General features: G+C 69.6%; 22 protein-coding genes and 1 pseudogene. 15 read left to right on the forward strand and 8 right to left on the reverse strand.

The window, feature by feature from the left end; all coding sequences use genetic code 11:
• The 7 genes from ACFWP5_RS22025 to ACFWP5_RS22055 all read right to left on the reverse strand — a co-directional run.
• A partial coding sequence (locus tag ACFWP5_RS22025) for a TerD family protein (RefSeq protein ID WP_384159088.1) occupies positions 1-588 on the reverse strand: 588 nt, incomplete at its 3' end.
• Positions 589-699: 111 nt separating this feature from the next.
• Positions 700-1689, reverse strand: a complete 990-nt coding sequence (locus tag ACFWP5_RS22030) for a zinc-dependent alcohol dehydrogenase family protein (protein WP_384158976.1) — start codon at positions 1687-1689, stop codon at positions 700-702.
• The gene (locus ACFWP5_RS22035) at positions 1686-2534 is read right to left on the reverse strand and encodes a carbohydrate ABC transporter permease (RefSeq protein ID WP_384158978.1); all 849 of its coding nucleotides are present in this window, start codon (positions 2532-2534) and stop codon (positions 1686-1688) included. The genes ACFWP5_RS22030 and ACFWP5_RS22035 overlap by 4 nt, the downstream gene beginning before the upstream one ends.
• Complete coding sequence (locus tag ACFWP5_RS22040; RefSeq protein ID WP_384158981.1) at positions 2531-3469, reverse strand: carbohydrate ABC transporter permease; 939 nt, start codon at positions 3467-3469, stop codon at positions 2531-2533. Before ACFWP5_RS22040 ends, ACFWP5_RS22035 begins: the two co-directional genes overlap by 4 nt.
• Positions 3466-4836 (reverse strand): ABC transporter substrate-binding protein, encoded by a 1371-nt coding sequence (locus ACFWP5_RS22045; protein WP_384158984.1) that lies wholly within the window; start codon positions 4834-4836, stop codon positions 3466-3468. The genes ACFWP5_RS22040 and ACFWP5_RS22045 overlap by 4 nt, the downstream gene beginning before the upstream one ends.
• Before the next feature lie 140 nt (positions 4837-4976).
• On the reverse strand, positions 4977-5747 hold the full coding sequence (locus tag ACFWP5_RS22050) for a DeoR/GlpR family DNA-binding transcription regulator (RefSeq protein ID WP_384159091.1): 771 nt from the start codon (positions 5745-5747) through the stop codon (positions 4977-4979).
• A gap of 280 nt (positions 5748-6027) precedes the next feature.
• On the reverse strand, positions 6028-6852 hold the full coding sequence (locus ACFWP5_RS22055) for an NAD-dependent epimerase/dehydratase family protein (protein ID WP_384158987.1): 825 nt from the start codon (positions 6850-6852) through the stop codon (positions 6028-6030).
• 271 nt (positions 6853-7123) lie between these two features.
• Between ACFWP5_RS22055 and ACFWP5_RS22060 the strand changes: the two genes are divergently transcribed.
• Positions 7124-8137 (forward strand): 5-dehydro-4-deoxyglucarate dehydratase, encoded by a 1014-nt coding sequence (locus ACFWP5_RS22060; RefSeq protein ID WP_384158990.1) that lies wholly within the window; start codon positions 7124-7126, stop codon positions 8135-8137.
• Complete coding sequence (locus ACFWP5_RS22065) at positions 8134-9297, forward strand: hypothetical protein (RefSeq protein ID WP_384158993.1); 1164 nt, start codon at positions 8134-8136, stop codon at positions 9295-9297. The genes ACFWP5_RS22060 and ACFWP5_RS22065 overlap by 4 nt, the downstream gene beginning before the upstream one ends.
• A gap of 395 nt (positions 9298-9692) precedes the next feature.
• Here the strand turns inward: ACFWP5_RS22065 and ACFWP5_RS22070 are convergent.
• Positions 9693-10871: pseudogene (locus ACFWP5_RS22070) on the reverse strand (MFS transporter); the annotation flags it as partial.
• A gap of 162 nt (positions 10872-11033) precedes the next feature.
• On the opposite strand from ACFWP5_RS22070, the gene ACFWP5_RS22075 reads away from it, so the two are divergent.
• From ACFWP5_RS22075 to ACFWP5_RS22135, 13 genes are all read left to right on the forward strand, one after another.
• Positions 11034-11624: a TIGR03086 family metal-binding protein gene (locus tag ACFWP5_RS22075; protein WP_384158995.1), complete on the forward strand. Its 591-nt coding sequence runs from the start codon at positions 11034-11036 to the stop codon at positions 11622-11624.
• Between the two features lie 77 nt (positions 11625-11701).
• On the forward strand, positions 11702-12451 hold the full coding sequence (locus ACFWP5_RS22080; RefSeq protein ID WP_384158997.1) for an MBL fold metallo-hydrolase: 750 nt from the start codon (positions 11702-11704) through the stop codon (positions 12449-12451).
• Between the two features lie 201 nt (positions 12452-12652).
• Positions 12653-13351, forward strand: a complete 699-nt coding sequence (locus ACFWP5_RS22085; RefSeq protein ID WP_384159000.1) for a GntR family transcriptional regulator — start codon at positions 12653-12655, stop codon at positions 13349-13351.
• On the forward strand, positions 13348-14256 hold the full coding sequence (locus tag ACFWP5_RS22090; protein WP_384159003.1) for a dihydrodipicolinate synthase family protein: 909 nt from the start codon (positions 13348-13350) through the stop codon (positions 14254-14256). The genes ACFWP5_RS22085 and ACFWP5_RS22090 overlap by 4 nt, the downstream gene beginning before the upstream one ends.
• Positions 14244-15974: an L-arabinonate dehydratase gene (gene araD, locus ACFWP5_RS22095; RefSeq protein ID WP_384159006.1), complete on the forward strand. Its 1731-nt coding sequence runs from the start codon at positions 14244-14246 to the stop codon at positions 15972-15974. The genes ACFWP5_RS22090 and araD overlap by 13 nt, the downstream gene beginning before the upstream one ends.
• Positions 15975-16043: 69 nt before the next feature.
• Positions 16044-16979 (forward strand): carbohydrate ABC transporter permease, encoded by a 936-nt coding sequence (locus ACFWP5_RS22100; RefSeq protein WP_200713566.1) that lies wholly within the window; start codon positions 16044-16046, stop codon positions 16977-16979.
• On the forward strand, positions 16976-17860 hold the full coding sequence (locus tag ACFWP5_RS22105; RefSeq protein ID WP_384159010.1) for a carbohydrate ABC transporter permease: 885 nt from the start codon (positions 16976-16978) through the stop codon (positions 17858-17860). The genes ACFWP5_RS22100 and ACFWP5_RS22105 overlap by 4 nt, the downstream gene beginning before the upstream one ends.
• Before the next feature lie 49 nt (positions 17861-17909).
• Complete coding sequence (locus ACFWP5_RS22110; protein ID WP_384159013.1) at positions 17910-19103, forward strand: Gfo/Idh/MocA family protein; 1194 nt, start codon at positions 17910-17912, stop codon at positions 19101-19103.
• Complete coding sequence (locus ACFWP5_RS22115) at positions 19103-19948, forward strand: PmoA family protein (RefSeq protein ID WP_384159016.1); 846 nt, start codon at positions 19103-19105, stop codon at positions 19946-19948. The genes ACFWP5_RS22110 and ACFWP5_RS22115 overlap by 1 nt, the downstream gene beginning before the upstream one ends.
• A complete protein-coding gene (locus ACFWP5_RS22120; protein ID WP_384159018.1) occupies positions 19945-21456 on the forward strand; it encodes a family 43 glycosylhydrolase in 1512 nt (503 codons plus the stop codon). The genes ACFWP5_RS22115 and ACFWP5_RS22120 overlap by 4 nt, the downstream gene beginning before the upstream one ends.
• Positions 21457-21608: 152 nt before the next feature.
• The gene (locus tag ACFWP5_RS22125; RefSeq protein ID WP_384159020.1) at positions 21609-22946 is read left to right on the forward strand and encodes an ABC transporter substrate-binding protein; all 1338 of its coding nucleotides are present in this window, start codon (positions 21609-21611) and stop codon (positions 22944-22946) included.
• Between the two features lie 112 nt (positions 22947-23058).
• Positions 23059-23847, forward strand: a complete 789-nt coding sequence (locus tag ACFWP5_RS22130) for a rhamnogalacturonan acetylesterase (RefSeq protein ID WP_384159023.1) — start codon at positions 23059-23061, stop codon at positions 23845-23847.
• Positions 23848-23906: 59 nt separating this feature from the next.
• Positions 23907-25175, forward strand: coding sequence for a polysaccharide lyase family 1 protein (locus tag ACFWP5_RS22135; RefSeq protein ID WP_384159026.1), 1269 nt, complete (start codon positions 23907-23909; stop codon positions 25173-25175).
• Positions 25176-25181: the final 6 nt, after the last annotated feature.

The following is a 25181-nucleotide window of genomic DNA, read 5'->3' on the forward strand; positions in this document are numbered from 1 at the left end:
CGCGGCAGCCCCGGCCCCGGCGGCCGACCCCCCCACGGGCGCAGCCACCCGGGCCTCCACCGTGCGGGTGGGCGGCGCCACCGGAGCCGGAGCGGGTTCCTCCACCGAGACGCCGAAGTCCGTGGCGATGCCCGCCAGGCCGTTCGCGTATCCCTGGCCTACCGCGCGGGCCTTCCAGACGCCGTTGCGCAGATAGATCTCCACGACCACCAGGGCCGTCTCCGCGCCGAGCTGCGGGGGCGTGAAGCTGCCCAGGACGCTGTTGTCGTCCGCGTTGCGGATCGTGGTCGTCGGTTCGATGCCCTGGAAGGACTGGCCGGCCGCGTCCGGGCTGGCGGTGACGACGATTTTCTCGATGCCCGGCGGGACGGCGGCCGTGTCGACCACGATCGCGTCGGGTGCCGTACCGCCGCCGGAGCGGTAGGTCACGCCGGGGCCCGTCGGCTGGTTGTAGAAGATGAAGTCGTCGTCGGAGCGCACCTTGCCGTCGCCCGTGAGCAGCAGGCCCGATACGTCGAGCCGCACCGGGGCGGCGACGTCCACCGTCACGCGCGCGGCGGAGAGAGGGATGTTCGAGCCGGGGGTCATAGCTGTCATGACTGGTGAACGCGCGAGACCATTTTGCCGTTCCCTTACCAAGCGGCCAATTGGTGGAACCCCGAAACCCCGGCCCGAACCCCTCCGAATACCGGTGATTCCCTAGGGAATCACCACGATCTTCCGGCCCACCCCGGCCGCGAACTGCTCCAGGGCCTCCGGGTACCGCTCCAGCTCGATCCGGTCGCTGATGAAGATCTCCGGGTCGAGCACCCCGTTCGCGAACAGCTCCGCCGCCCGCTCGAAGCTGTGCAGCACCGCCATGGAGCCGGTGATGGTGATCTCCTGGTTGTAGATGCGGTACGGGTCGATCGACACCCGGGTCGCGTAGTCGGCCACCCCGAACTGGAGGAACGTGCCCGCCTTCGCCACCCGCTCCAGGCCGTCCTGGATCGCCGCCGCGTTGCCGGTCGCGTCGACGACGAGGTCCCAGCCCTGCGGCCGGTCCAGCTCGTCCGCGTTCGCCGCCGACCCGGAGACACCGAGCGTGCGGGCCGTCTCCAGGCGGGCCGGGTTCAGGTCCACGATGTCCACGCTCGCCGCACCGGTGCGCTTGGCCAGCTCCAGCATCATCAGGCCCATGGTCCCGGAGCCGTAGATCAGGACATGGGCGCCGAGGCGGGACTTCAGGACGTCGTAGCCGCGCACCGCGCACGACAGCGGTTCGACGAGCGCCGCGTCCTGGGTGCGCACGTGCTCGGGCAGCTTCACGCAGTTCGCCACCGGGGCCACCGCGTACTGGGCCGCGCCGCCCGCCGTGGTCACGCCGATCGCGGCCCACCGTTCACAGAGGTTGTTGTGGCCGTTGCGGCACTGCCGGCACTCGTAGCAGTAGAGAGACGGGTCTACGGCTACTTGGTCGCCGACCGAGACCTCGGTGACCTGGGTGCCGACCGCGACGATCTCGCCCGCGAACTCGTGGCCCGGCACGATCGGCAGCTTGGGCGCGAACTCGCCCTGGAGGATGTGCAGATCGGTGCCGCACAGCCCGCAGGCGGCGACCTCGACGACGACCTCGCGGGGGCCAGGCGTCGGGTCGGGGACCTCGGTGACGACGGCGCGGCCCACGGACTCGATGACGGCGGCCTTCATTTCACGGCTCCCAAGGAGAGGCCCTGGACCAGCTTGTCCTGGGCGGCGAACCCTGCGGCGAGCACCGGCAGGGAGACGACGAGCGACGCGGCGCACACCTTGGCCAGGAACAGGCCCTGGCTGGTGATGAAGCCGGTCAGGAACACGGGGGCGGTCTCGGCGACCACACCCGTGAGGACACGAGCGAACAGCAGCTCGTTCCAGCTGAAGATGAAGCAGATCAGGGAGGTCGCCGCGATACCGGGGAGGGCGATCGGGGCCACCACGCGCGCGAGGATGGTCGGCAGCCGCGCGCCGTCGATCTGCGCCGCCTCGATGACGGCGACCGGGACCTCGGCGAGGAAGGACTGCATCATCCACACCGCGATCGGCAGGTTCATCGAGGTGTAGAGGATGACCAGAAGCCAGATGTTGTCCAGCATCCCGGCGTTCTTCGCGAACAGGTAGATCGGCAGCAGGCCCGCCACCACCGGGAGCATCTTCGTGGACAGGAAGAAGAACAGGACGTCCGTCCACTTCTTCACCGGGCGGATCGACAGCGCGTAGGCCGCCGGGAACGCCAGCAGCAGCACGAAGAGCGTCGAAGCCACCGACGCGACCAGCGAGTTGACCAGCGCGGGCCAGGGGCTCGCGCCGCCGCCCGTGCCGAAGAACTCCCGGTAGCCGCTCAGGGTGAGGGCGGCCCCGAAGGAGGGCGGGTTGGTCGCCGCGTCGGTCTCCGAGTGGAAGGACGTCAGCGCCATCCAGGCGATGGGCAGGAAGAACACGATGCCGAGAAGCCAGGCCACCAGGCCGAGGCCCGCTCCTTTGCGGCGGGCACGCACGCGTACGGCGATGCTGCTCATGCGCGGGACGCCTCCTCACGGAACAAGGACGACACGACGCGCAGGGCGAAGGTCGCGATGATGATCGAGCCGATGACGACCAGGACGCCGGCCGCCGAGGCGAGGCCGTTCTCGTGGGCTTGGTAGAAGCTCTGGTAGACGGTGTAGGGAAGGTTGGCCGTGCCCAGGCCGCCGGACGTGATCGTGAAGACCGCGTCGAAGTTCTGGACGATGTAGATCGAGCCCAGCAGGCCGCCCAGTTCGAGGTAGCGGCGCAGGTGCGGGAGGGTCAGATAGCGGAAGACCTGCCAGTCGTTCGCGCCGTCCACCTTCGCGGCCTCGATCTGCTGCTGGTCGCGGCTCTGCAGGCCGGCCAGCAGGATCAGCATCATGAACGGCGTCCACTGCCACACCAGTGATGCCTCTACGGCGAGCAGCGGGTTGTTGGAGATCCAGTCCGGCTGCGGGCCGCCCACATAGTGCAACAGCCCATTGAGCAGGCCGTATTCAGGGTTGTAGAGCACATGCTTCCAGAGCAGGGCCGCGGCCACCGGCACCACCAGGAACGGGGCGATCAGCAGCGTGCGGACGAAGCCCCGGCCCCGGAACTTCCGGTCCAGGAGCAGGGCGAGGAGCAGGCCCAGGACCAGGCTGGCCAGCACCACCGCCACGGTGAGCAGGACGGTCGTCCACACCGAGTGGCGCAGGTCGGCGTCGCTGAGGACCTGCTGGTAGTTGTTGAAACCGGTGAAGTGGCGGGCCTTCGGATAGAGGGCGTTCCAGTCGAAGAAGGAGATCACCAGCGTGGCCACGAACGGGAGCTGGGTCACGACGATCATGAAGATCAGGGCGGGGAGCAGCGGGGCACGGGTGGCCCAGGCGCGCAGTCGGTCCGAGGGCTGCCGCGCGGTACGGGTCGGGCTGGTGGCCAGAGGGGCCGTTGTCGTGGCGGTCATCGTCCCTCGTACTCCTTGGAGATCTTCTCGGCGAGTTTCTGGGACTTCTTCAGGGCCGAGTCGACGGACTGCCGTCCGGCGATGGCCGAACTGATCTCCTGGGAGACCTTCGTACCGAGGTCGGTGAACTCGGGGATGTCGACGAACTGGATGCCGGGCGCGGGCCGCGGCTGCACGCCGGGATCATTGGGCTTGGCGCCCTCGATGGCCGCCTTCGTCATCTCCTGGAAGGCGGCGGCCTCCTTCACGTAGTCCGGGTTCGTGTACGTCGAGGCGCGCTTGCCGGCCGGCACGTTGGACCAGCCGTCCGTGTCGCCGACGAGCTGCTCGTACTGCTTGCTGGACGCCCAGGACACGAACTTCCAGGCCTTGTCGGAGTTGTGGGACGCCTTCTGGATGCCCCAGGCCCACGTGTAGAGCCAGCCGGAGGACTGCGTCTTCTCGACCGGGGCTGGCACGTAGCCGATCTTGCCCTTCACCGGGGAGCCCTTGGCCTCCAGTGATCCGGCCGCCGAGGTGGCGTCGTACCACATGGCGACCTTGCTCTGGGTGATGTTGTTGAGGCACTCGGCGAAGCCCGACTGGGCCGCACCGGACTCGCCGTGCTTGCGGACGAGGTCGACATAGAACTTCGTCGCCTGCTCGAAGCCGGGGGAGTCCAGCTGTGCCGTCCAGTTCTTGTCGAACCAGGTGCCGCCGAAGGTGTTCACGACCGTGGTCAGCGGCGCCATCAACTCGCCCCAACCGGGCAGCCCACGCAGGCAGATGCCCTTCATGCCCGGCTTCGCGCCGTCGACCTTGGCGGCCAGGTCGGCCACCTGGGTCCAGGTCGGATGCGCGGGCATCGTGAGGTTCTTCGCGGCGAACACGTCCTTGCGGTACATCAGGAAGGACGACTCGCCGTAGAACGGCTGCCCGTAGAGCTTGCCGTCGTCTGCGGTCAGGGACTCCCGCATCGGCTTGAGGATGTCCTGCTCGTCGTAGGCCGGGTCCTTCGCGACGTACGAGTCCATCTCGTGCAGCCAGCCGTTGCGGGCGTAGATCGGGATCTCGTAGTTGGACAGGGTCGCGACGTCGTACTGGCCGGCCTGGTTGGCGAAGTCCTGGCTGATCTTGTCGCGGACGTCGTTCTCGGGCAGCACCGTGAAGTTGACCTTGATGCCGGTCTCCTTCGTGAAGTGCGGGGCCAGCTTCTGGAGTTCGGTCATCTGGGGGTTGTTGACCATCAGGACGTTGATCGAGTTGCCGCCGGATCCGGCGCCGCCCGCTCCGACCCAGCAGCCGGAGAGCAGCGGGGCGAGCAGCGTCCCTACGGCGGCCAGGGCGAGCGTGGCTCGCGGCGGCCGTCGTCGGCTCTGGGTTCGCATGGATCGCTCCTGCAGTAAGGGGAGTTGGACTTTGGGCTCATGGGGAGATGAAGGCGTCATCCGGGCATGGCTGCGCCCTACGTAGAGACTCAGTTGGAATTTCAAACGGCGTTCTGGACGCGCCAGATGCTCTTGGCGCTCTAGACGCGTATGACCTGTGGCCCCAGCAATGAGTAGCGGTGGGCTTCGGCCGACGGGAGCAGCGTGCTCGTGACGATCGTCTCCAGGGCGCCGATCTCGGCGAACCGGCAGAAACTGACCGCCCCGAACTTGGTGTGCACGCCCGCGAACACGGTGCGCCGGGAGGCGCGGATGGCCTGTGCCTTGACCTCGCTGACAGCGGGGTCGGGCGTGGTCAGGCCGTGTTCGCGGGAGATGCCGTTGGCGCCGATGTAGGCGAGGTCGAGGACGAAGCCGGCGAGCATCTTCGTCGTCCAGTGGTCCACGGTCGCCAGCGTGCCGTGCCGGACCCGGCCGCCGAGCAGCAGTACCGAGGTGTTCTCGGACTCGGCGAGCACGCCCGCGACCGGCAGGGACGCGGTGACCACGGTCAGCGGCCGGTCCCTGGGCAGTGCCTCGGCGATGAGCTGTGGGGTGAAGCCCTCGTCGACGAAGACGGTCTCGGCGTCCCCGAGCAGCTCGGCCGCGGCGAGGGCGATCCGGCGCTTCTCCGGGACATGGCTGGTGGCGCGGAAGGCGAGCGTCGTCTCGAAACCGGCGCTCTCCACGGGGTAGGCGCCGCCATGGGTCCTGCGGACCAGCCCGTGGTCCTCCAGGGCCCGCAGATCGCGCCGTACGGTCTCCTTGGCCACGCCCAGCTCGGCGGCGAGCGCGGTGACGTCGACCGAGCCGGTGCGGCGCGCGGCCCGCACGATCTCCCGCTGACGTTCCTCCGCCGAACTCGTGCCCATGGCCGACACCGCCTTCCCGCTCACCTGGAGTACTGCCCGTTCGGGCCCGGTGTGACCCTTGGGGGAAGTTCTACAGCGGGTGCGCGGCACTGACCAGGCCTGTTGCACGCCCGATGCTGCCCGTGTGTGACCGTTTACCGCGCGGTGTGCCCGTCGCGGACCTGCGCTGCTGTCCGCCGGGGCGTGAGATCGGGCAGTGTCCGTGCCCGAACACGGCCGCGGGCGGGCCCGTTCGGTGCCCGCCCGCCGCCTTGGAGTCCCCTTTCCCGTCGGTTTCCCGTCAGTACGGCCAGATCGGCGGGTCGTTCACGAAGTGGCCGCCGAGATAGGCGTGCGCCTCGACGCCCGGCTTCAGGTCGCCCTGTTCGGCGACGATCTTCTCGGCGTACGGCTCGGAGTCGTCCTGCGGCTCGTAACCGAGTGCCCGCGCGGTCGACAGGTCCCACCACAGGCGGGTGTTGGCGGAGGAGCCGTAGACGACGGTGTGCCGCACGTCCTCGGCGGTCAGGGCCGCGTGGAAGAGGCGGGCGCCGTCGGCGGGGCTCATCCAGACCGACAGCATGCGCACGCTGCTGGGCTCCGGGAAGCACGAGCCGATGCGCACGGAGACGGTCTCCAGGCCGTGCTTGTCCCAGTAGAGCTGGGCCAGGTCCTCGCCGAAGGACTTGGACAGGCCGTAGAAGGTGTCGGGGCGGTGCGGGGTGTCGATCGGGATCAGCGCGCCTGGATCAAGAGGCGTGTCGCCTTGAGGCCTCGGCGTGTAGCCCACCGCGTGGTTGGAGGAGGCGAAGACGATCCGGGGGGCGCCCTCCTCGCGCGCGGCCTCGTAGAGGTTGTACGTGCCCTCGATGTTCGACTTGAGGATCTTGTCGAAGGAGGCTTCCAGGGAGATTCCGGCGAGATGGATGATCGCGTCGACGCCCCGCACGGCCTCGCGGAGCGCCGCCCGGTCGGAGAGGTCGGCGGTGATCGCGTCCGGCTCGCCCTCGACCGGGCGCAGATCCAGCAGCCGCAGGTCGTAGCCGTAGGCGGGGAGCAGGTCCCGCATCAGGGTGCCGAGCCCGCCTGCGGCGCCGGTGAGCAGAACGGTGCGGGGAGCGGGCATCCTCGGGTCTCCTTGGGTGGTCGGCGAACGGCTGGCGAGTGGCTGGCCTCATGTGTGGACGGCATTCACATTCGTGGACAAGTTAAGGATCTGTCGTCGCACCCGTCAAGTGTGGCGCGGACCTGGGAAATCCGCTCCCCTGTTGCCTATTCGCCCGCTTGACCCATCCTGAGCGCGCTCCTTAGGGTGGGCTCGTTCAGAAATGTAGACGTCGATCAGAGGAACGTACGCCTCCGGCAAGGGGACGTACGTGTCTGCCAAGGGAGAGCCCGTGACGTCAGCCCCCCTCGCCGCCCGGCTCGGCATCCCCAGCGGGCCGCTGTTCTTCCCCGTCACCGCGTACGCGCCCGACGGCTCCGTCGATCTCGACGTCTACCGCGCGCATGTCCGCCGGGGCATCGAGGCCGGTGCCGCCGCCGTGTTCGCGTGCTGCGGCACCGGGGAGTTCCACGCGCTGCTGCCCGAGGAGTTCGAGGCGTGCGTGCGGGCCGCCGTGGAGGCGACCGAGGGCCGGGTGCCGGTGGTCGCGGGCGCGGGCTACGGCACCGCGCTCGCCGTACGGTACGCACGGCTCGCGGAGGCCGCAGGGGCGGACGGGCTGCTCGCCATGCCGCCGTACCTGGTGGCCGCCGGGCAGGAGGGGCTGCTGCGGCACTACCGGGAGGTGGCCGCGGCGACCGCGCTGCCCGTCATCGTCTACCAGCGCGACAACGCCGTGTTCACCCCCGCCACGGTGGTCGAACTCGCTCGCACCGAGGGCATCATCGGCTTCAAGGACGGGCTCGGCGACCTCGACCTGATGCAGCGGATCGTGAGCACCGTACGCGCCGAAGTCCCGGGCGACTTCATGTACTTCAACGGACTGCCGACCGCCGAACAGACCCAGCTCGCCTACCGGGGCATCGGCATCACCCTCTACTCATCCGCCGTGTTCTGCTTCGTCCCCGAGATCGCGCTCGCCTTCCACCGGGCGCTGGCGACCGGCGACGACACCACGGCGAACCGCCTCCTGGACGGCTTCTACCTGCCGTTCGTCGAACTGCGCGCCCAGGGCCGCGGTTACGCCGTCTCGCTCGTCAAGGCGGGCGTGCGCATGCGGGGGTTGGACGTCGGCGAGGTCCGCCCGCCGCTGACCGAACCGACCGAGGACCACGTCAAGCAGCTCGCCCAACTCATCGAGCGCGGCTACGCGTTGATCGACACGTTGACGGACACATCGACCGAGTCGCGGGGCGAGTCACAGATCGAGTCGCAGATCGCATCGCAGATCGAGGAGGGCGCGTGAAGGCATCGGCGTTCGTCTACCCCTGGGACGTCAACGGCGACCCGGAGGCGGGCGGAAGGATCGCCGAACTCGGCGTCCAGCAGGCGACCCTCGCCTCCGCGTACCACTCCACGCGCGCGTTGACCCCCCGCCACCCGAGCCACCGCATCGTCACCGCCGAGCACGCGGCCGTCCTGTACCCCACGGACAACCGTTGGCAGGGGCGGGAGTTGAGGCCGTACCCGGCCGGCGACTGGGCGCCCGGCGACGCCTACGGAGAGGCCGCCGCCGCCCTCGCGGACGCGGGCCTCGACGTGCACACCTGGGTCGTGCTCGCCCACAACTCCCGCCTGGGCGCCGAGCATCCGGACACCTCGGTGGTCAACGCCTACGGCGACCGCTACCCCTGGGCACCCTGCATCGCGCAGCCCGCCACGCGCGCGTACCTCGTCGACCTCGCCGCCGAGGCAGCCGTACGCCCCGGCGCGCGCGGCACCGAACTGGAGTCCCTCGGCTGGTACGGCCTCACCCACCTGCACGCCCACGACAAGACCGCCGGGATCGGCCTCGGGGACGCCGGCCAGTACCTGATGGCCCTGTGCTTCTGCCCGACCTGCCGGGAGGGCTACGGCGAACAGGGCCTCGACGCCGAGGAGTTGGCGGCGACGGTACGCGCCGCGCTGGAACCGGTGTGGCAGGGGGCGCCCTCCGACGGCGGCTGGGCGGGGGTCGAGAAACTCCTCGGCGACGCGAACGCGACGGCCACACGCGCATGGCGCGACGACCGGGCCCGCACCCTCCAGGAGACGGCGGTCGCGGCGGTCCGGGCCGCCGCACCCGCCGACTTCCAGGTACTGCTGCACGCGGACCCGGTGTCGTACCACTGCGGCGCCAACGCGGGCGTGGACCCCGGTCACATCCTGTCCGTGGCCGACGGCGTGGTCGTCCCCTGCACGGGCGGCGCGGGCCTGCTGACCCCGTTCGCCGAACAGGGCCGGGACGGGGCGGTGTTGGCCGCCAACTTCACGGTGGTCTCCGGGATGGGCGGCCGGCCGGGGGCGCTGGCGGCGGACGCGGCACGGGCACGGAGCCTCGGGGCGACCGAACTGCGGCTCTATCACGCGGGGTTGGCATCGGAGGGTGACTTGGCGGAGGCACGGGAGGCACTGGCCGTGCTCTGAGGCGGGGACACGTCCGGTGCGGGCAGCGCCGGAGACGCGCCGGGTGCGAGCAACCTCGAAGACACGTTCGGATCGAGCAGCGTGGGAGACACACTCGGCGCGAGCAAGGGGGGAGGCGCGTCGGGTGCGGGCAACGGGGGAGAGACGCCCGGATCAAGCAACGCCGGAGACGTGCCCGGTGCAGGCAATGGGGGAGACGCGTCCGGCGCAAGCAGCGCCGGAGGCGAGGTCGGCCCGAGCAGCGCCGGAGACGCGCCGGGTGCAGGCAACGCCGAAGACGCGTCCGATGTAGGCGACGCCGGAGACGAGGCCGGATCAAGCAATGCCGGGGGCGCATCCGGTGCAGGCAGCGCCGGAGGGGCGCCCGGATCAAGCAGTGCCGGAGACGCGCCTGGCCCAAGCCGCGCCAGTGCCGTGCTCGTTGCCAGCAGCGCCGCGCCGATCAGTACCAACAGCAGCCGGAAGTCGGCCAGTTCGACCAGCGCCGCGCCCGCCCCCAACCCGATCACGTTCGGCGTGAAGATCAGGGTGTTGGCGGTCGCGGTGGCCCGGCCCAGCAGCGGACCCGGCAACTCCCGCTGTACGGCGGTGAACGCGGCGATCAGCACGCATGGGAGCCCCATGCCGATCGCCGCACTGCTCGCCAGGACCACCGGGTCGGACGGTACCGCCCGTGCCGCCACCCCGGCCGCCGTGAGCGCGATCCCGGCCGCCCCGAACCACCGCTCGCCGAGCCGTCGTAGCGCGGGTCCGGAGGCCAGCCCGACCGCCGCCGAGCCGACACCCTGGGCCGCGTACAGCACGCCGGTGTAGGTCGGCGCGTGCCCGAGGGCGTCGACGACCGCGTAGGTCGTGGAACTGCTGAGGGAGGCGAGGAACATCATCGCCCCGCCCGCCAGGACCAGCCGGCGCAGCAGGGGATGCCTCCACAACTCGCGGACGCCCTCGGCGGTTTGGGTCCGCCAGGTGCCGGTGGGACGCTGCGGCCGGTCCTCCTGCGCGCGGACGAGCAGCCACAGGCCCGCCGCCAGCGCGAACGTGACCGCGTCCAGAGCGGCCACCGTAGGACCGCCGAACGCCGCGTACAGGCCCGCGCCCGTCAGTGGCGCGACCAGCTTCATGCCCTCCACGGCCGTCATCCGCAGCCCGTTGAAGTCGCCGAGGAGGTCGCGGTCGACGACGGAGGCGAGGAGAGCCGACTCGGCGGGGTCCTGGACGACGACGGTGGTGCCGTAGACGAACAGGACGGCGAAGAGGAGCCACAGGTCGGCGCGGGAGTGGACGCCGAAGAGGGTGAGGAGGAGGGCGGCCAGGCCGAGGTTCGTCCGGATCAGCAGCGGTTTGCGGCGGACGCGGTCGGCGATCGTGCCGAGGGCCGGGCCGAACAGGGTCGGGGCCCACACGGCGAAGGTGCACAGCGCGGCGAGACCGTTCGAACCGGTGAGGTCCTTCACCCAGACCCCGGCCGCGAGCCCGAGCGCGGACGTGCCGAAGGCGGACACGATCAGGCCCACGAAATACAGCCCCGCGTTGCGGTCCCGCAGGATGCGCGTCACCGTCCAGTTTGTCGTCATGCCTGGTCATCGTGGGTCTAAGGCGGGGGCGGCGGCATCGGGCAGGTGCCGTAGAAACGCGTGGCGGCGGGGGCGTGGAAGGGGCGTGCGATGAGTTTCGGGGCCGCCGTCGGTCTACCTGACGAGGTCACGAGTGGAGACCGAACCCTGGAAGGGAAGCGCATGAGTGACAGCACTTTCGATTTCGGACCGCAGACCCGGGTCATCGCCCGTCTCGCGGAGGGCATCACGGACGAGCGGCTCGGTGACGGGACCCCGTGCCCCGACTACGCCGTACGCCATCTGCTGGGCCATGTGCTCGGTCTGTCCGTCGCCTTCCGTGACGCCGCGCGCAAGGACCTGGGCGCCACGACCGACACCAGCCCGACCATCGCCGCCCTGCCCGACATCGGGCCCGACTGGCGCGCCGAACTCCCCAAGGCCCTCGACGAACTCGCCGAGGCCTGGCGCGACCCGGCCGCCTGGACCGGCATGACCCGCGCGGGCGGCGTGGATCTCCCCGGCGCGGTCGCCGCGGCCGTCGCCGCCGACGAACTCGTCATCCACGGCTGGGACTTGGCCACGGTCACCGGCCAGTCCTACGACCCCGATCCGGCCGCGCTCCAGGCGTCGTACGACTTCCTGTTCGCGGCCACGGCCGACCCGTCCCGAGGAGGCGGCATCTTCGGCCCGGTCGTACCGGTACCGGAGGACGGGCCGCTGCTGGACCGGGCGGTGGGGCTCAGCGGGCGCGACCCGGGGTGGAAGGCGTAGACCGGCCCGCGGCCGGGCGCCACGGAACGCCCTGAAATGTGAGCGCCGAGGTTCCCGGAACCGTACTCTTCCCCACCATGCCTCTCAGTCTGACCGTCCTCGGCACCGCCTCCCCGCATCCGCGTCCCGGCCGACCGTGCTCCGGGTATCTGCTGCGCGGCGGCGGCGCCGAGGTGTGGGTGGACGCGGGCACCGGAACGTTCGCGGAGTTGCAGCGGCACACGGATCCGGCGCGGCTCACGGCGATCTGGATCTCGCATCTGCACGCCGACCACAGCGCCGATCTCCTCGCGGCGGCCTACGCGTTCGCCTTCGGCGGGATGACGCCGGCCACCCCGATCCCGCTCTACGCCCCGCAGGACTGCGCCCGCCGGCTCGCCGGCTTCTTCGGGCAGCCGGACGTACGGTTCCTGAGCGGCGTCTTCGACTTCCGGTCGCTCTACGACGGGCATTCCGTCCGGCACTGGAACCTCCGGCTCACCGCACGCGCCGTCGTCCACGACACCGAGGCGTACGGGCTGCGCGCCGAGTGCCAGGGGAGTGTGCTGGGGTACTCCGGGGACAGCGGACCCTGCGAGGCACTCGCCGAACTCGCGGGCGGCGCCGACGTGTTCCTCTGCGAGGCAGACATCGACCGGCATCGCGAAGGCGAACGGCAGGTCCACCTCACGCCCGAGGACGCCGCCGCCTGCGCGAAGGGTGCGCGCGAACTCCTCATCACCCACGTGGGACCCACCCTCACCCGCGAAGCGGCCCTGGAGCGCGCCGCCGCGATCTTCCCCGGCCGGACCTCCGCCGCGCTCGAAGGCGTCACCAAGACCATGTGACGCCTTGTCGAAGCCAGTTGCCGGTTCTTCTGTCAGAAGCATTGACGAAACAAAGGCGCGCTCCTACCTTCAACGCGTCGTACTTCGTACGTCATATATGAGACGCGATACGCGAGATCGGATACACGAGAGCCGGACACATGAGCCGGACACGTGAGATCCGATCCGCGACCGCAGCCACGTGACATCCGAGAGGCGCGCATGACCTCTGTGCCCACGCCGATCCCGTCCCGCACGCAGTTCGTGCTGGAAGGGATCAAACACCGCATCCTCACCGGACAGTTGACGCCGGGTCAGCCACTGGTCGAGACCGACCTCGCCGCACAGTTCGGGGTGTCCAAGACCCCGGTGCGCGAGGCGCTCAAGACCCTGGCCGGTACCGGGCTCGTCGTGATGAACCAGTACAAGGGCGTCACGGTGCGCATGGTGGACGCGGACATGGCGCGCGAGGTGTACGACGTACGGCTGCTCCTCGAACCCGAGGCGCTCCGGCGGTCCGTACGACGCCACGCGTCCCTGGACGCCGCGCGCGACGCCCTGACCATGGCCGACGAGGCCACGGACACCGCCGAACGCTCCCTCGCCAACCGGGAGTTCCACCGCGCCCTGTACCTGCCGTGCGGCAACCCGCTGCTCGGCAGGATGCTCGACGAGGTCCGCGACCAGGCCGCCCTCGTCTCCGCCGTCGCCTGGGCCGCCTCGCCCTCCTGGGAACGGGAGGCCGGCGAACACCGGGAGATCCTGCGGCTCGCCCTCGACGGTGACGCGGACGGCGCGGCGACCGCGTTGCACGCCCACATCGCGTCGTTCGTGCAACGGGCCTTCCCCGGCACCGAGTTGGAGACCCACGGACGGGACACCCACGGACGGGACACCAACGGAGAGGACGGTCGGGCATGACGGCGAGGTTCGAGGCCCAACGCACCGCCCTGGCCGACGTGGTGGCCATCCCGGTGACGCCGTTCGCCGAGGACGGAACCGTCGACCAGGACACCCACCGGGCCCTGCTGCGCAGACTGCTCGACGGCGGCGTCGGCATCCTCACGCCGAACGGGAACACCGGCGAGTTCTACGCCCTGACCCCTCAAGAACGGCAGCTCGTCACGGAGTTGACCATCGACGAGGCGGGCGGGCGCGCCGCGATCCTCGTCGGCGTCGGGCACGACGTACCCACCGCCATCGCCTCGGCGCGGCACGCCCGCGAGCTGGGTGCCCAGATGGTGATGGTCCACCAGCCCGTCCACCCCTACGTCTCGCAGGGCGGCTGGGTCGACTACCACCGCGCCATCGCCGAGGCCGTGCCCGACCTGGGCGTCGTCCCGTACATCCGCAACGCCCAACTGCTCGGCGCCCGCCTCGCCGAACTCGCCGACGACTGCCCGAACGTGATCGCCGTCAAGTACGCCGTCCCGGACGCGGCCCGCTTCGCCGCCTTCGCGCGGGACGCGGGGCTCGAACGCTTCGTGTGGGTGGCCGGGCTGGCGGAGCCGTACGCGCCCTCCTACTTCTCGGCGGGCGCCACCGGCTTCACCTCAGGGCTCGTGAACGTCGCCCCGTCCGTCTCGCTGAACATGATCGAAGCGCTTCGATCAGGGGACTATCCGGGGGCGATGAAGGTGTGGGAGCAGATCCGCCGGTTCGAGGAACTACGTGCGGCGAACGGCTCCGCGAACAACGTCACGATCGTCAAGGAAGCGCTTGCGTCCCTCGGCCTGTGCCGCCGCGAGGTCCGCCCGCCGAGCAAGCCCCTGCCCGAGAGCGAGCGCGCCGAGGTCGCCGCGATAGCCGCCGGATGGTCCGTATGAAGTCACCGGACGAGCTCAGAAGCCACCAGTGGTACGGCACCGACGGGCTGCGCTCCTTCAGCCACCGGGCCCGCACCCGCCAGCTCGGCTATCTCCCCGAGGAACACCTCGGCAAGCCCGTCATCGCGATCCTCAACACCTGGTCCGACATCAACCCCTGCCATGTGCACCTCCGTGAGCGCGCCCAGGCGGTCAAGCGGGGCGTGTGGCAGGCGGGCGGCTTCCCGCTGGAGTTCCCGGTCTCCACGCTCAGCGAGACCTTCCAGAAGCCGACCCCGATGCTCTACCGCAACCTCCTCGCGATGGAGACCGAGGAGCTGCTGCGCTCTTACCCGGTTGACGGCGCCGTCCTGATGGGCGGCTGCGACAAGTCGACCCCCGCGCTGCTCATGGGTGCCGCGAGCGTCGACCTGCCCACCGTCTTCGTGCCGGCCGGGCCGATGCTGCCGGGCCATTGGCGGGGCGAGATCCTCGGTTCCGGCACCGACATGTGGAAGTACTGGGACGACAAGCGCGCCGGCCTCATCGGTGAGTGCGAGATGACCGAACTGGAGAGCGGCCTCGCGCGCTCGCCCGGACACTGCATGACCATGGGGACGGCGTCCACGCTGACGGCGGCGGCCGAGGCGCTGGGCGTGACCGTTCCGGGCGCGTCGAGCATTCCGGCCGTGGACTCGGGGCACGATCGGATGGCCGCGTCATCCGGCATGAGGATCGTTGAACAAGTCCACAAGGGGCGTGTTCTCTCGTCGATCCTCACCCAGGAAGCCTTCGAGGACGCGGTCACCACCGTCCTCGGCCTCGGCGGCTCCACCAACGCCGTGATCCACCTGATCGCCATGGCCGGCCGCGCGGGCGTCCACCTCACGCTCGACGACTTCGACCGCATCGCCCGCACGGTCCCGGTCCTCGCGAACGTACGGCCCGGTGGACGGACGTACCTCATGGAGGACTTCCACTTCGCCGGCGGCCTCCCCGGCTTCCTCTCCCGGATCACCGACCTGCTCCACCTGGACCGGCCGACGGTCTCCCACGACACCCTGCGCGAGCAACTCGCCGGCGCGCGGGTGCACAACGACGACGTGATCCGCCCGCGCGACAACCCGGTCGCGCACGAGGGCGGGGTCGCCGTCCTGCGCGGCAACCTCTGCCCGGACGGCGCCGTCATCAAGCACATCGCCGCCGAACCGCACCTGCTCAAGCACACCGGCCCAGCGGTCGTCTTCGACGACTACCGGACCATGCAACGCACCATCAACGACCCGGCGTTGAACATCACCGCCGACAGCGTGCTCGTCCTGCGCAACGCGGGACCCAAGGGTGGCCCCGGCATGCCCGAGTACGGCATGCTCCCGATCCCCGACCATCTGCTCAAACAGGGCGTCCGGGACATGGTCCGGATCTCCGACGCCCGGATGAGCGGGACGAGTTACGGCACCTGCGTGCTGCACATCGCGCCCGAGTCGTACGTCGGCGGACCACTGGCGCTCGTCAGGACCGGGGACACCATCACCCTGGACGTCGAGGCGCGCATCCTCCAACTCAACGTGGACGACGAGGAGTTGGAGCGACGCCGGGCGGAGTGGACACCGCCGCCCGCACGGTACGAGCGCGGCTACGGCGCGCTCTACACCGAACAGATCACCCAGGCGGACACCGGCTGTGACTTCGAGTTCCTGGCCCGGCCGGGCCAGGTGCCTGACCCGTACGCCGGTTGAGCGCCTTTCGCGTGCCCGTCGAGCAAGCGCTTACTGCGCTGAGCTTCCTGTACTGAACGGAGAACAGTCATGGCCCAAGCCGCAGCCGTGGCGAAACCGCCCGCGCCACCCCGGCGGCGCCGTGCCTCCGCGACCCCGCGCAGGCTCCCGTACCTGCTGATCGCCCCGGCGGCGCTGCTCATGCTGGGCTTCATCGCCTACCCGGTCATCAGCGTCTTCTACTACAGCCTGCAGAACTACAACCCCACCAAACCGTGGCGCAACGGCTTCGCGGGCCTCGACAACTTCACCCACGCCTTCACCAACGACCCGCAGTTCTGGGACACGTTGACCTTCAGCGCCAAGTGGGTCGTCGTCGAGGTGGGCCTCCAACTGCTCTTCGGGCTGGCACTCGCGCTGATCGTCAACCAGACGTTCGTGGGGCGCTCCATCGGCCGCGCGCTGGTGTTCTCCCCGTGGGCCGTGTCGGGCGTACTGACCTCCGCGATCTGGGTGCTGCTCTACAACTCCCAGACAGGCGTGACCCGTTACCTCGCAGACATGGGCATCGGTCAATACGGCACGAGTTGGCTGTCCGACCCCTCAACTGTCTTCTCCGCAGCGGTCGTCGCGGACCTCTGGCGAGGCGTCCCCTTCTTCGCGATCCTCATCCTCGCCGACCTCCAGTCGGTGTCGAAGGACCTCTACGAGGCCGCCGAGGTCGACGGCGCCAGCCGCTTCAAGCAGTTCCTCCACATCACGCTGCCGCACCTCAAGGACGCGATCGTGCTGTCCACGCTGCTGCGCGCGGTGTGGGAGTTCAACAACGTCGACCTCCTCTACACCCTGACCGGCGGCGGCCCGGCCGGCGAGACGACCACGCTGCCGCTCTACGTCGCCAACACCAGCGTCGAGGCCCACAACTTCGGCTACGCCTCAGCCCTCACCACGGTCGCGTTCGTGATCCTTCTCTTCTTCTCGATCATCTATCTGCGGCTGAGCAAGTTCGGAGGTGGCGACAAGTGATCACCGAGATCGCTCCGGCCCGCGAGCAGGAGTCCGCCGCACCGCAGCAGCCGCGCAAGGTCCGCCGCGCCTGGGACGAGGTCCCGCGCTGGCAGATCTACGTCCCCCTGGGGATCTACCTCGTCTTCACCCTGATCCCCTTCTACTGGATCCTGCTCTTCGCCTTCCGCCCGGCCGGCTCGACCTCCCTCGTGCCCTGGCCGATGACCCTCGACCACTTCCAGAAGGTGTGGACCGAGCGCAGCTTCGGCGTCTACTTCCAGAACAGCGTCTACGTCGGTGTGGCCACCCTGGTCCTCACCACGGTGGTCGCCCTGGCCGGCGGCTACGCGCTCGCCCGCTTCGAGTTCAGGATCAAGCGCGCGTTCATGCTGGCCCTGCTCTGCTCCCAATTCGTGCCGGGCGCCCTGCTGTTGGTCCCGCTGTTCCAGATCTTCGCCAAGCTCCAGATGATCAACTCGCTCGGCAGCGTCATCCTCGCGGAGACCGTCTTCCAGCTGCCGCTGTCGATGATCCTGATCAGCGGCTTCATCCGGAACGTCCCGCAGTCCCTGGAAGAGGCCGCCTGGGTCGACGGCTGCAACCGCCTCACCGCGTTCCGCATCGTCGTCCTCCCGTTGCTGCGGCCCGGGTTGATCGCCGTCGGCTCCTTCGCCTTCGTGCACGCCTGGAACCACTTCCTGTTCGCCCTGATGTTCCTGTCCGACCAGAGCAAGCAGACGATCCCGGTCGGCCTCAACACCCTGATGAGCGCGGACAGCGTCGACCTCGGCGCGCTCGCCGCGGGCGGCATCGTCGCGGCCGTACCGGTGGTGATCGTGTTCGCCTTCATCCAGAAGTGGCTGATCACCGGCTTCAGCGCGGGGGCGGTGAAGGGATGAGGCAACCGCTTACCCTGCTGGCGAAGATCGTCGACGCAGGGAGAATCCCATGACCACCAACACCGGTCCTACGACCGTCTCCGCACCCGGCTCCACGCCTATCGCCCCGCCCGTCTCCATCGTCCTGGCGGGCGCCCGGGGCCATGGCCGCTGGCACGTCGAGAACATCCGCCGGCTCCAGGACAAGGGGCTCGTACGCCTCGCCGGAATCTGCGAACTGACACCGTTGACCGAGGAGGAGTTCGGGGGCGAACTCCCCGAGCAGTCACCCGACTTCGGCGCCCTCCTCGACTCCACCGGCGCCCAGGTCGCGGTGATCTGCACCCCGATCCCGACCCACACGGACCTCGCGCTGGCCGCCGCGAAGCGAGGCGTGCACCTGCTGCTGGAGAAGCCGCCCGCGCCCTCGTACGCCGAGTTCCGCCGGATGGCCGACGGGGTCGCCGCGGCCGGAGTGGCCTGCCAGATCGGGTTCCAGTCGCTCGGCTCGCACGCCGTGCCCGGGATCCGGGAGCTGATCGAGAAGGGCGCGATCGGCACGGTGACCGGGGTCGGCGGGGCCGGTGCCTGGGCGCGCGACGAGGCGTACTACCGGCGTGCCCCCTGGGCGGGCAAGCGGCGCCTGAACGGCGTCGACGTGATCGACGGCGTGCTCACCAACCCCCTGGCGCACGCCGTCGCCACCGCCCTCGCTCTCAACGACACGACCCGCGCCGAGGACGTCGTCCGCATCGAGACCGAACTCCTGCGTGCCAACGACATCGAGTCCGACGACACCTCCTGCGTCCGCGTCACCACCGTCCAGGGTCGCCCGGTCGCCGTCGCCGTGACCCTGTGCGCCGAACACCCCGGCGAGCCCTACGTGGTGGTGCACGGCAGCCAAGGCCGGATCACCCACTGGTACAAGCAGGACCGCGTCCTGCTCCAGCGCGCGGGCCACGGCCCGGAGGAGTTCGAGTACGGCAGCACGGACCTGCTGGAGAACCTGGTCGCCCATCTCACCGACGGCGACGAGCTGTTGGTCGAACCGGACTCAACAGGCGCCTTCATGAAGGTCGTTGAAGCGATCCGGCAGGCCCCCGACCCGGCCCCGCTGCCCACCGATGCCTGGCACCTGATCCCCGCCGAGAACCGCCGGGTCGTCCCCGGCATCGACGCGCTGGTCACGGCGGCGGCCGACACCCTCGCCCTCTACTCCGAGCTGGGCGCCTCCTGGGCCCCACCGAAAGAGGTGAGCACCTGATGATCACCCACGACACGCCGGTGCTGCGCGTCGCGGGCCGCCCGGTCGCCCGGTACATCACCCGGCCCGAGCTGCCCGACCGGCTCTCCCCGCGCCCGTATCTGCACCCCGTCACCACCCTGGCCGGCACGGCGGTCACCGAGCTGAGCCCCGTCGACCACACCCACCACCTCGGCGTCGGTGTCGCCGTTCCCGATGTCGAGGGGCACAACTTCTGGGGCGGCCGCACGTACGTTCGTGAACAGGGGCCGGTGGAATTGGACAACCACGGCGCGCAACGTCACTCCACCTTCCAACTCCGCGACCCCGACGGCTTCGTAGAGGAACTGCGCTGGGTGGCCTCAGGTGCCGAGCTGCTCCGTGAACGCCGTACGGTCGCCGCCACCGAACTCACCGACACCGCCTGGGCGTTGGACTTCACCTTCTCGCTCACCAACGTGACACCGGACCCCCTCTCGATCGGCAGCCCCGCCACCAACGGGCGGCCCGGCGCGGCCTACGGCGGCTTCTTCTGGCGGGCCCGCAAGGAGGCGGAGACGCCGTGTGTCTTCACCGCCGACCACGAGGGCGAACCGGAGGTCCACGGCGCCCGCGCCGACTGGCTCGCGCTCGCCGGCACCGGCTGGACGCTGGTCTTCGCGGGCGCCACGGACCGCTCCCGCCGCGACCCGTGGTTCGTCCGCACTGCCGAATACCCGGGCGTGGGCGCGTCGTTGGCGTCGGACGAGCGGCTGCCGATAGCCCCCGGCGACACGGTCGTCCGACGGATCGTCACCGTCGTCGCCGACGGCCGCCTGGACCGGGCCGAGGCTACGGCGCTGGTGCGGAAGGCGGTCAGCCGGTGACGTACGAGACGTACACGAACCCCGTCCTGAACGCCGACTGGTCCGACCCGGACGTCATCCGCGTCGGCGACGACTTCTACCTCACCGCGTCCAGCTTCGGCCGCGTACCGGGCCTGCCGCTGCTGCACTCCCGCGACCTGGTCAACTGGACCCTGGTCGGCCACGCCCTCCAACGCCTCGAGCCCGCACGGGAGTTCAGGACCCCGCGGCACGACTGCGGCGTCTGGGCACCCGCGTTGAGGTACCACGACGAACGCTTCTGGATCTTCTGGGGCGACCCCGACCAGGGCATCTTCCAGGTCAACGCCCCCGAGATACGCGGCCCTTGGACCAGCCCGCACCTCCTCAAGGAGGGCAAGGGCCTCATCGACCCGTGCCCCCTGTGGGACGACGAAAACGACGAGGCCTACCTCGTGCACGCCTGGGCCAAGTCCCGCGCCGGCATCAAGAACCGCCTCACCGGCCACCGTATGCACCCCGACGGCACGACCCTGCTCGACGACGGCAAGGTGATCGTCGACGCGGACCGCGTCCCCGGCTGGTTCACCCTGGAGGGCCCCAAACTCCACCAGCACGACGGCTGGTTCTGGATCCTCGCCCCCGCAGGGGGAGTCGAGACCGGCTGGCAGGGCGCGTTCCGCTCACGCGGCTTCTTCGGACCGTACGAGGAAAAGGTCGTCCTGGAACAGAAGAACACCGACGTCAACGGCCCGCATCAGGGCGCGTGGGTGCGCACCCCGTCCGGCGAGGACTGGTTCCTGCACTTCCAACAGCGGGGCGCCTACGGCCGAGTTGTCCACCTCCAGCCGATGCGCTGGGGCGACGACGGCTGGCCGGTCGTGGGCGACGAGGGCGCCCCCGTAGCCGTACACCCGAAACCGGACCTCCCGCCGCAGCCGCCCGCCGCGCCCGCCACCGACGACGACTTCCCCGGTGGACGGTACGGCCGTCAGTGGCAGTGGGCGGCGAACCCGCAGGACGGCTGGGCCACCCACCACTCGGGCGACGGCCTACGCCTGACCTGTGTCCGCTCGGCCGACGCCGACGACCTGCGCCGACTCCCGAACCTCCTCACCCAGCGCCTGCCCGGCACGCCCGTCGCGGTCGAGGTCGAACTGCGGTTGCACAGCGAGGAGTTGGGCGCGAGGGCCGGACTGGCCGTGCTCGGCGACGCGTACAGCTGGATCGGGCTGGAGAGGGGCGCGGACGGGAAGGTGATGTTCGTCCACCGCTTCGCCGAGCCCGGTGCCGAGCGGGAACGGGACGCGGGGGAGTCGTGCCTCGCACCCGAGGGCCGCGTCCGGCTGCGGATCGAGATCGGCGCCGGGGCGCGGTGCCGCTTCTCGTACGACGTCGGGGACGGGCCGCGTTCGACCGGCCAGGTCTTCGCCGCCACCCCCTGGCGCTGGGTCGGCGCCCTGCTCGGGCTCTTCGCGCTCGCGCCCGCCGGTACGGGACATGCCGGCGCGGCCAGTTTCACGCGGTTCCGGATCAGTTCTCTCCAGTAAGGCCGCCCCACTGACTCGCCCTGTCCATCCGCCTGTTGGGAGTCGCAATGACGCACCTCCGTAGCAAGCGCTTGCCGAACCTTGGGTCAACTCACCTGCCAAGTCCCCACACCGCCATCACTCCGCTGGATCCACAAGAAGAGAGCCGACCTATGAAGACCAGCATCCGCAGAAGCAGGCGTGCCGCCATGGCCGTCGCCCTGGGCTCCGTGCTCGCGCTGACCGCCACCGCCTGCGGCGACAACGGCAGCGGTGCCGCGGGGGACAAGGGTGACGAGGGGTCCGGCAAGGGCACGATCACGTTCTGGGACAACAACGGCGGTGTCCGTACCGACATCTGGAAGCAGATCATCGCGGACTTCGAGAAGAAGAACCCCGACATCAAGGTCAAGTACGTCGGGATACCCGCCGCGAGTGCCCAGTCCAAGTACGACACCGCGATCCAGGGCGGCGGTCTGCCCGACGTCGGCGGTGTGGGGACCGCGGTGCTCGCCGAGGTCGCGGTGCAGGGGGCGTTGGAGCCGTTGGACAGTCGGCTCAAGTCGAGTTCCCTGAACGGCAAGTTGAGCCAGAACCTGCTCGATGTCAGTAAGAGCGCTGGTGGTGGGGACACCCTGTACCAGATCCCGACCTCCGCCAACAACGGCACGCTGTGGTACCGCACCGACCTGTTCAAGGCGGCGGGACTGGACGCGCCGACCACCTGGTCGAAGTTCTACGCCGCCGCCGACAAACTCACCGACAAGGCGAAGAACAAGTTCGGGTTCACCATTCGAGGCGGCGAGGGGTCCATCGCGCCGGCCCTCGACGCGGTGTACGGGCAGACCGGGATCACGTCTTTCTGGAACGGTGACAAGACGACGGTCAACGACCCCAAGAACGTTGCCGCGTTGGCGAAGTACGTCGCCCTGTTCAAGAAGGACACCCCGTCCGCCGACCTCAACAACGACTTCACGAAGATGGTCGCGCAGTGGGACAGCGGCACGATCGGGATGCTGAGCCACAACCTCGGGTCGTACCAGGACCACTTGAAGGCGTTGGGCGCGGACAAGTTCAAGGGAATTCCCAACCCGACGCTGGACGACGGTACACGGGTGCAGATCTCCAACCCGGTCGACGGGCTGAGTCTGTTCAAGTCCAGCAAGAACAAGGAAGCGGCCTGGAAGTTCATCGAGTTCGCGATCTCCGCGGCGGAGAACTCCAAGTACAACGAGTCGGCCGGCCAGGTTCCGGCCAACACGGATGCGGCGGACGCGGCGTGGATTCAGAAGTCCGAGCCCACGCAGTTGGCGGCGGAGGCGTTGAACGGGGCCGACACGAAGATTGTGCAGCTGCCGTATTACCTGCCGGACTGGAACACGATCTCCAAGGCGGACAACGAGCCGAACTTCCAGAAGCTGTTGTTGGGGAAGGTGACGGCTAAGGAGTTTCTGGACACGTTGGCCGACCAGTTGAACACGGCGCAGGCGGACTGGAAGCAGAACCACTGAGCCCTGGGGTCGGGTGGTTTCGGTTGTGGGGGACTGCGGGTCCGTTGTGGCTGGTCGCGCAGTTCCCCGCGCCCCTAAAGACACAAGACAAAAGCCGAGAGGTGAGCCAATCGTGTCTCTTACCCGTAGGCAAGTCGCGTTAGGTGCTCTTGCCGCCGTTCCCTTACGTGGTGGCGGTGTTCGACGGGACCGGACTCTCTACATCGCCGGTGATTCCACCGCCGCCCAGAAGTACGCCACCGAAGCTCCGGAAACCGGGTGGGGCATGGCCCTTCCCTTCTTTCTGCGCAAGGGGGTGAAGGTTTCCAACCAGGCGGTAAATGGGCGGAGTTCGAAGAGCTTCGTCGATGAGGGGCGGCTGGACGCGATTCTCGCTGCCGTCCGGCCCGGTGACTTTCTTCTCGTCCAGTTCGCGCACAACGACGAGAAGACCGCCGACCCCACCCGCTATACGGAGCCCTGGACGACGTACCAGGACTATCTGCGGCTCTACATCGCAGGGGCCCGGGCTCATGGCGCCCGGCCCGTGCTCGCCACCCCCGTCGAGCGCCGCAGGTTCGACGTCGACGGCAACGCGTTGCCGACGCACGGCGATTACCCGGCGGCGATGCGTGCGCTCGCCCAGCAGGAACGCGTCGCCTTGCTCGACATCGAGGCGTTGTCGCTCGCGTTGTGGCAGCGGCTCGGGGTGGAGGAGACGAAGGTCTACTTCAACTGGACCGACACCGAGCAGGACAACACGCATTTCAATCCGCCCGGTGCGATCGCCGTGGCGCGGCTCGTGGCGCGGGAGTTGACGCGCAGCCGGGTGCTCGCGCCGCGTGACGTCGTCCGGCTGCACGACGAGATTCCCACGTCCTGGATCACCTGGCCCGAGGCGACGGACGCCTCGGTCCTCTGAGCAAGGAGACCCGCACAGTGCGTACTTATAAATGTCATGGACGCGTCATAGCGTCGCTCGTGGGCTGCACAGCACTGGCTCTCGCCCTCACCGGCACCACCGCCCAGGCGCATCCGCGCAGCCTCGCCCGCGAGACCCTCGGCGCCGGTGACGGCTGGGCCTCCTACGGCACCGGCACCAGCGGTGGAGCGAACGCGACCGCCGAGCACGTCTACACCGTCACCAACTGGGCTGGTTTCAAGGCCGCGTTGGCCGCCGGCGGCACCGCGCCGAAGATCATCAGAATCAAGGGCACGATCGACGCCAACGCCGAGGGCTGCGACTCCTTCGCCGCGCCCGGCTACGACTTCGCCCAGTACCTCGCCACCTACGACCCCGCCGTCTGGGGCTACGACCGGAACCTCGACAACGAACCCGCCGACAGCCCCGAGGGCCTGCGCCGGGTCTCCGCCGCCGGCCAGCAGGCCGCCATCGAGGCGTTCGTCCCCGCCAACACCACCATCATCGGCATCGGCGGGAACGCCGGCTTCAAGGGCGCCAGCCTGCAGATCAAGGCTGTCGACAATGTCGTTGTCCGGAACCTGGCCTTCGAGAGCCCGTTGGACTGCTTCCCGCAGTGGGACCCGACCGACGGCGACACCGGCAACTGGAACTCCGAGTACGACAGCGCCGTCATCTACGGCTCCACCCATGTCTGGCTGGACCACAACACGTTCACCGACGGCGACCACCCGGACAGCTCGCTGCCCACCTACTTCGGGCGGATCTTCGAGCAGCACGACGGCGAACTCGACGTCGTCAAGGGCGCCGACTACGTCACCGCCTCCTGGAACGTCTTCGCCGACCACGACAAGACCATCCTCATCGGCAACAGCGACAGCGCCTCCACGGCCGCCGTAGACCGGGGCCACTTGAAGGTGACGCTCCATCACAACCTGTTCTCCAACCTCGTCGAGCGCGCACCCCGCGTCCGCTTCGGCCAAGTCGACTCGTACAACAACCACTTCGTCGCCGAGACGGGCTACGGATACAGCTACGGCATCGGCCTGGAGTCCCAACTCGTCGCGGAGCACAACGCGTTCACGGTCCCGGCCGGTATCTCCGAGGCCACCATCCTCAAGAAGTGGTCCGAGGCGCCGCTCACCGCCGACGACAACTACGTCAACGGCAAGCTCACCGACCTGATCGCCGTCCACAACGCGGGCGTGCCGACCGAGATCCTGCAGTCCGGCGCGGGCTGGACACCGACCCTGCGCACGAAGATCGACCCCGCGAAGGCCGTGCCGTTCATCGTCGACCGGGGCGCGGGGGCGGGCCGCCTGCGCTGACCAACC

Origin of the sequence: Streptomyces sp. NPDC058469 (assembly GCF_042721125.1) — a bacterium.
Classification (GTDB): Bacteria; Actinomycetota; Actinomycetes; order Streptomycetales; family Streptomycetaceae; genus Streptomyces.

Excerpts from the sequence above, each read along its gene's own strand:
- ACFWP5_RS22030 (WP_384158976.1), bottom strand. The coding sequence starts at position 1,689 with ATGAAGGCCGCCGTCATCGAGTCCGTGGGCCGCGCCGTCGTCACCGAG.
- ACFWP5_RS22035 (WP_384158978.1), bottom strand. The coding sequence starts at position 2,534 with ATGAGCAGCATCGCCGTACGCGTGCGTGCCCGCCGCAAAGGAGCGGGC.
- ACFWP5_RS22040 (WP_384158981.1), bottom strand. The coding sequence starts at position 3,469 with ATGACCGCCACGACAACGGCCCCTCTGGCCACCAGCCCGACCCGTACC.
- ACFWP5_RS22045 (WP_384158984.1), bottom strand. The coding sequence starts at position 4,836 with ATGCGAACCCAGAGCCGACGACGGCCGCCGCGAGCCACGCTCGCCCTG.
- ACFWP5_RS22050 (WP_384159091.1), bottom strand. The coding sequence starts at position 5,747 with ATGGGCACGAGTTCGGCGGAGGAACGTCAGCGGGAGATCGTGCGGGCC.
- ACFWP5_RS22055 (WP_384158987.1), bottom strand. The coding sequence starts at position 6,852 with ATGCCCGCTCCCCGCACCGTTCTGCTCACCGGCGCCGCAGGCGGGCTC.
- ACFWP5_RS22075 (WP_384158995.1), top strand. The coding sequence starts at position 11,034 with ATGAGTGACAGCACTTTCGATTTCGGACCGCAGACCCGGGTCATCGCC.
- ACFWP5_RS22080 (WP_384158997.1), top strand. The coding sequence starts at position 11,702 with ATGCCTCTCAGTCTGACCGTCCTCGGCACCGCCTCCCCGCATCCGCGT.
- ACFWP5_RS22085 (WP_384159000.1), top strand. The coding sequence starts at position 12,653 with ATGACCTCTGTGCCCACGCCGATCCCGTCCCGCACGCAGTTCGTGCTG.
- ACFWP5_RS22090 (WP_384159003.1), top strand. The coding sequence starts at position 13,348 with ATGACGGCGAGGTTCGAGGCCCAACGCACCGCCCTGGCCGACGTGGTG.
- araD (WP_384159006.1), top strand. The coding sequence starts at position 14,244 with ATGGTCCGTATGAAGTCACCGGACGAGCTCAGAAGCCACCAGTGGTAC.
- ACFWP5_RS22100 (WP_200713566.1), top strand. The coding sequence starts at position 16,044 with ATGGCCCAAGCCGCAGCCGTGGCGAAACCGCCCGCGCCACCCCGGCGG.
- ACFWP5_RS22110 (WP_384159013.1), top strand. The coding sequence starts at position 17,910 with ATGACCACCAACACCGGTCCTACGACCGTCTCCGCACCCGGCTCCACG.
- ACFWP5_RS22115 (WP_384159016.1), top strand. The coding sequence starts at position 19,103 with ATGATCACCCACGACACGCCGGTGCTGCGCGTCGCGGGCCGCCCGGTC.
- ACFWP5_RS22125 (WP_384159020.1), top strand. The coding sequence starts at position 21,609 with ATGAAGACCAGCATCCGCAGAAGCAGGCGTGCCGCCATGGCCGTCGCC.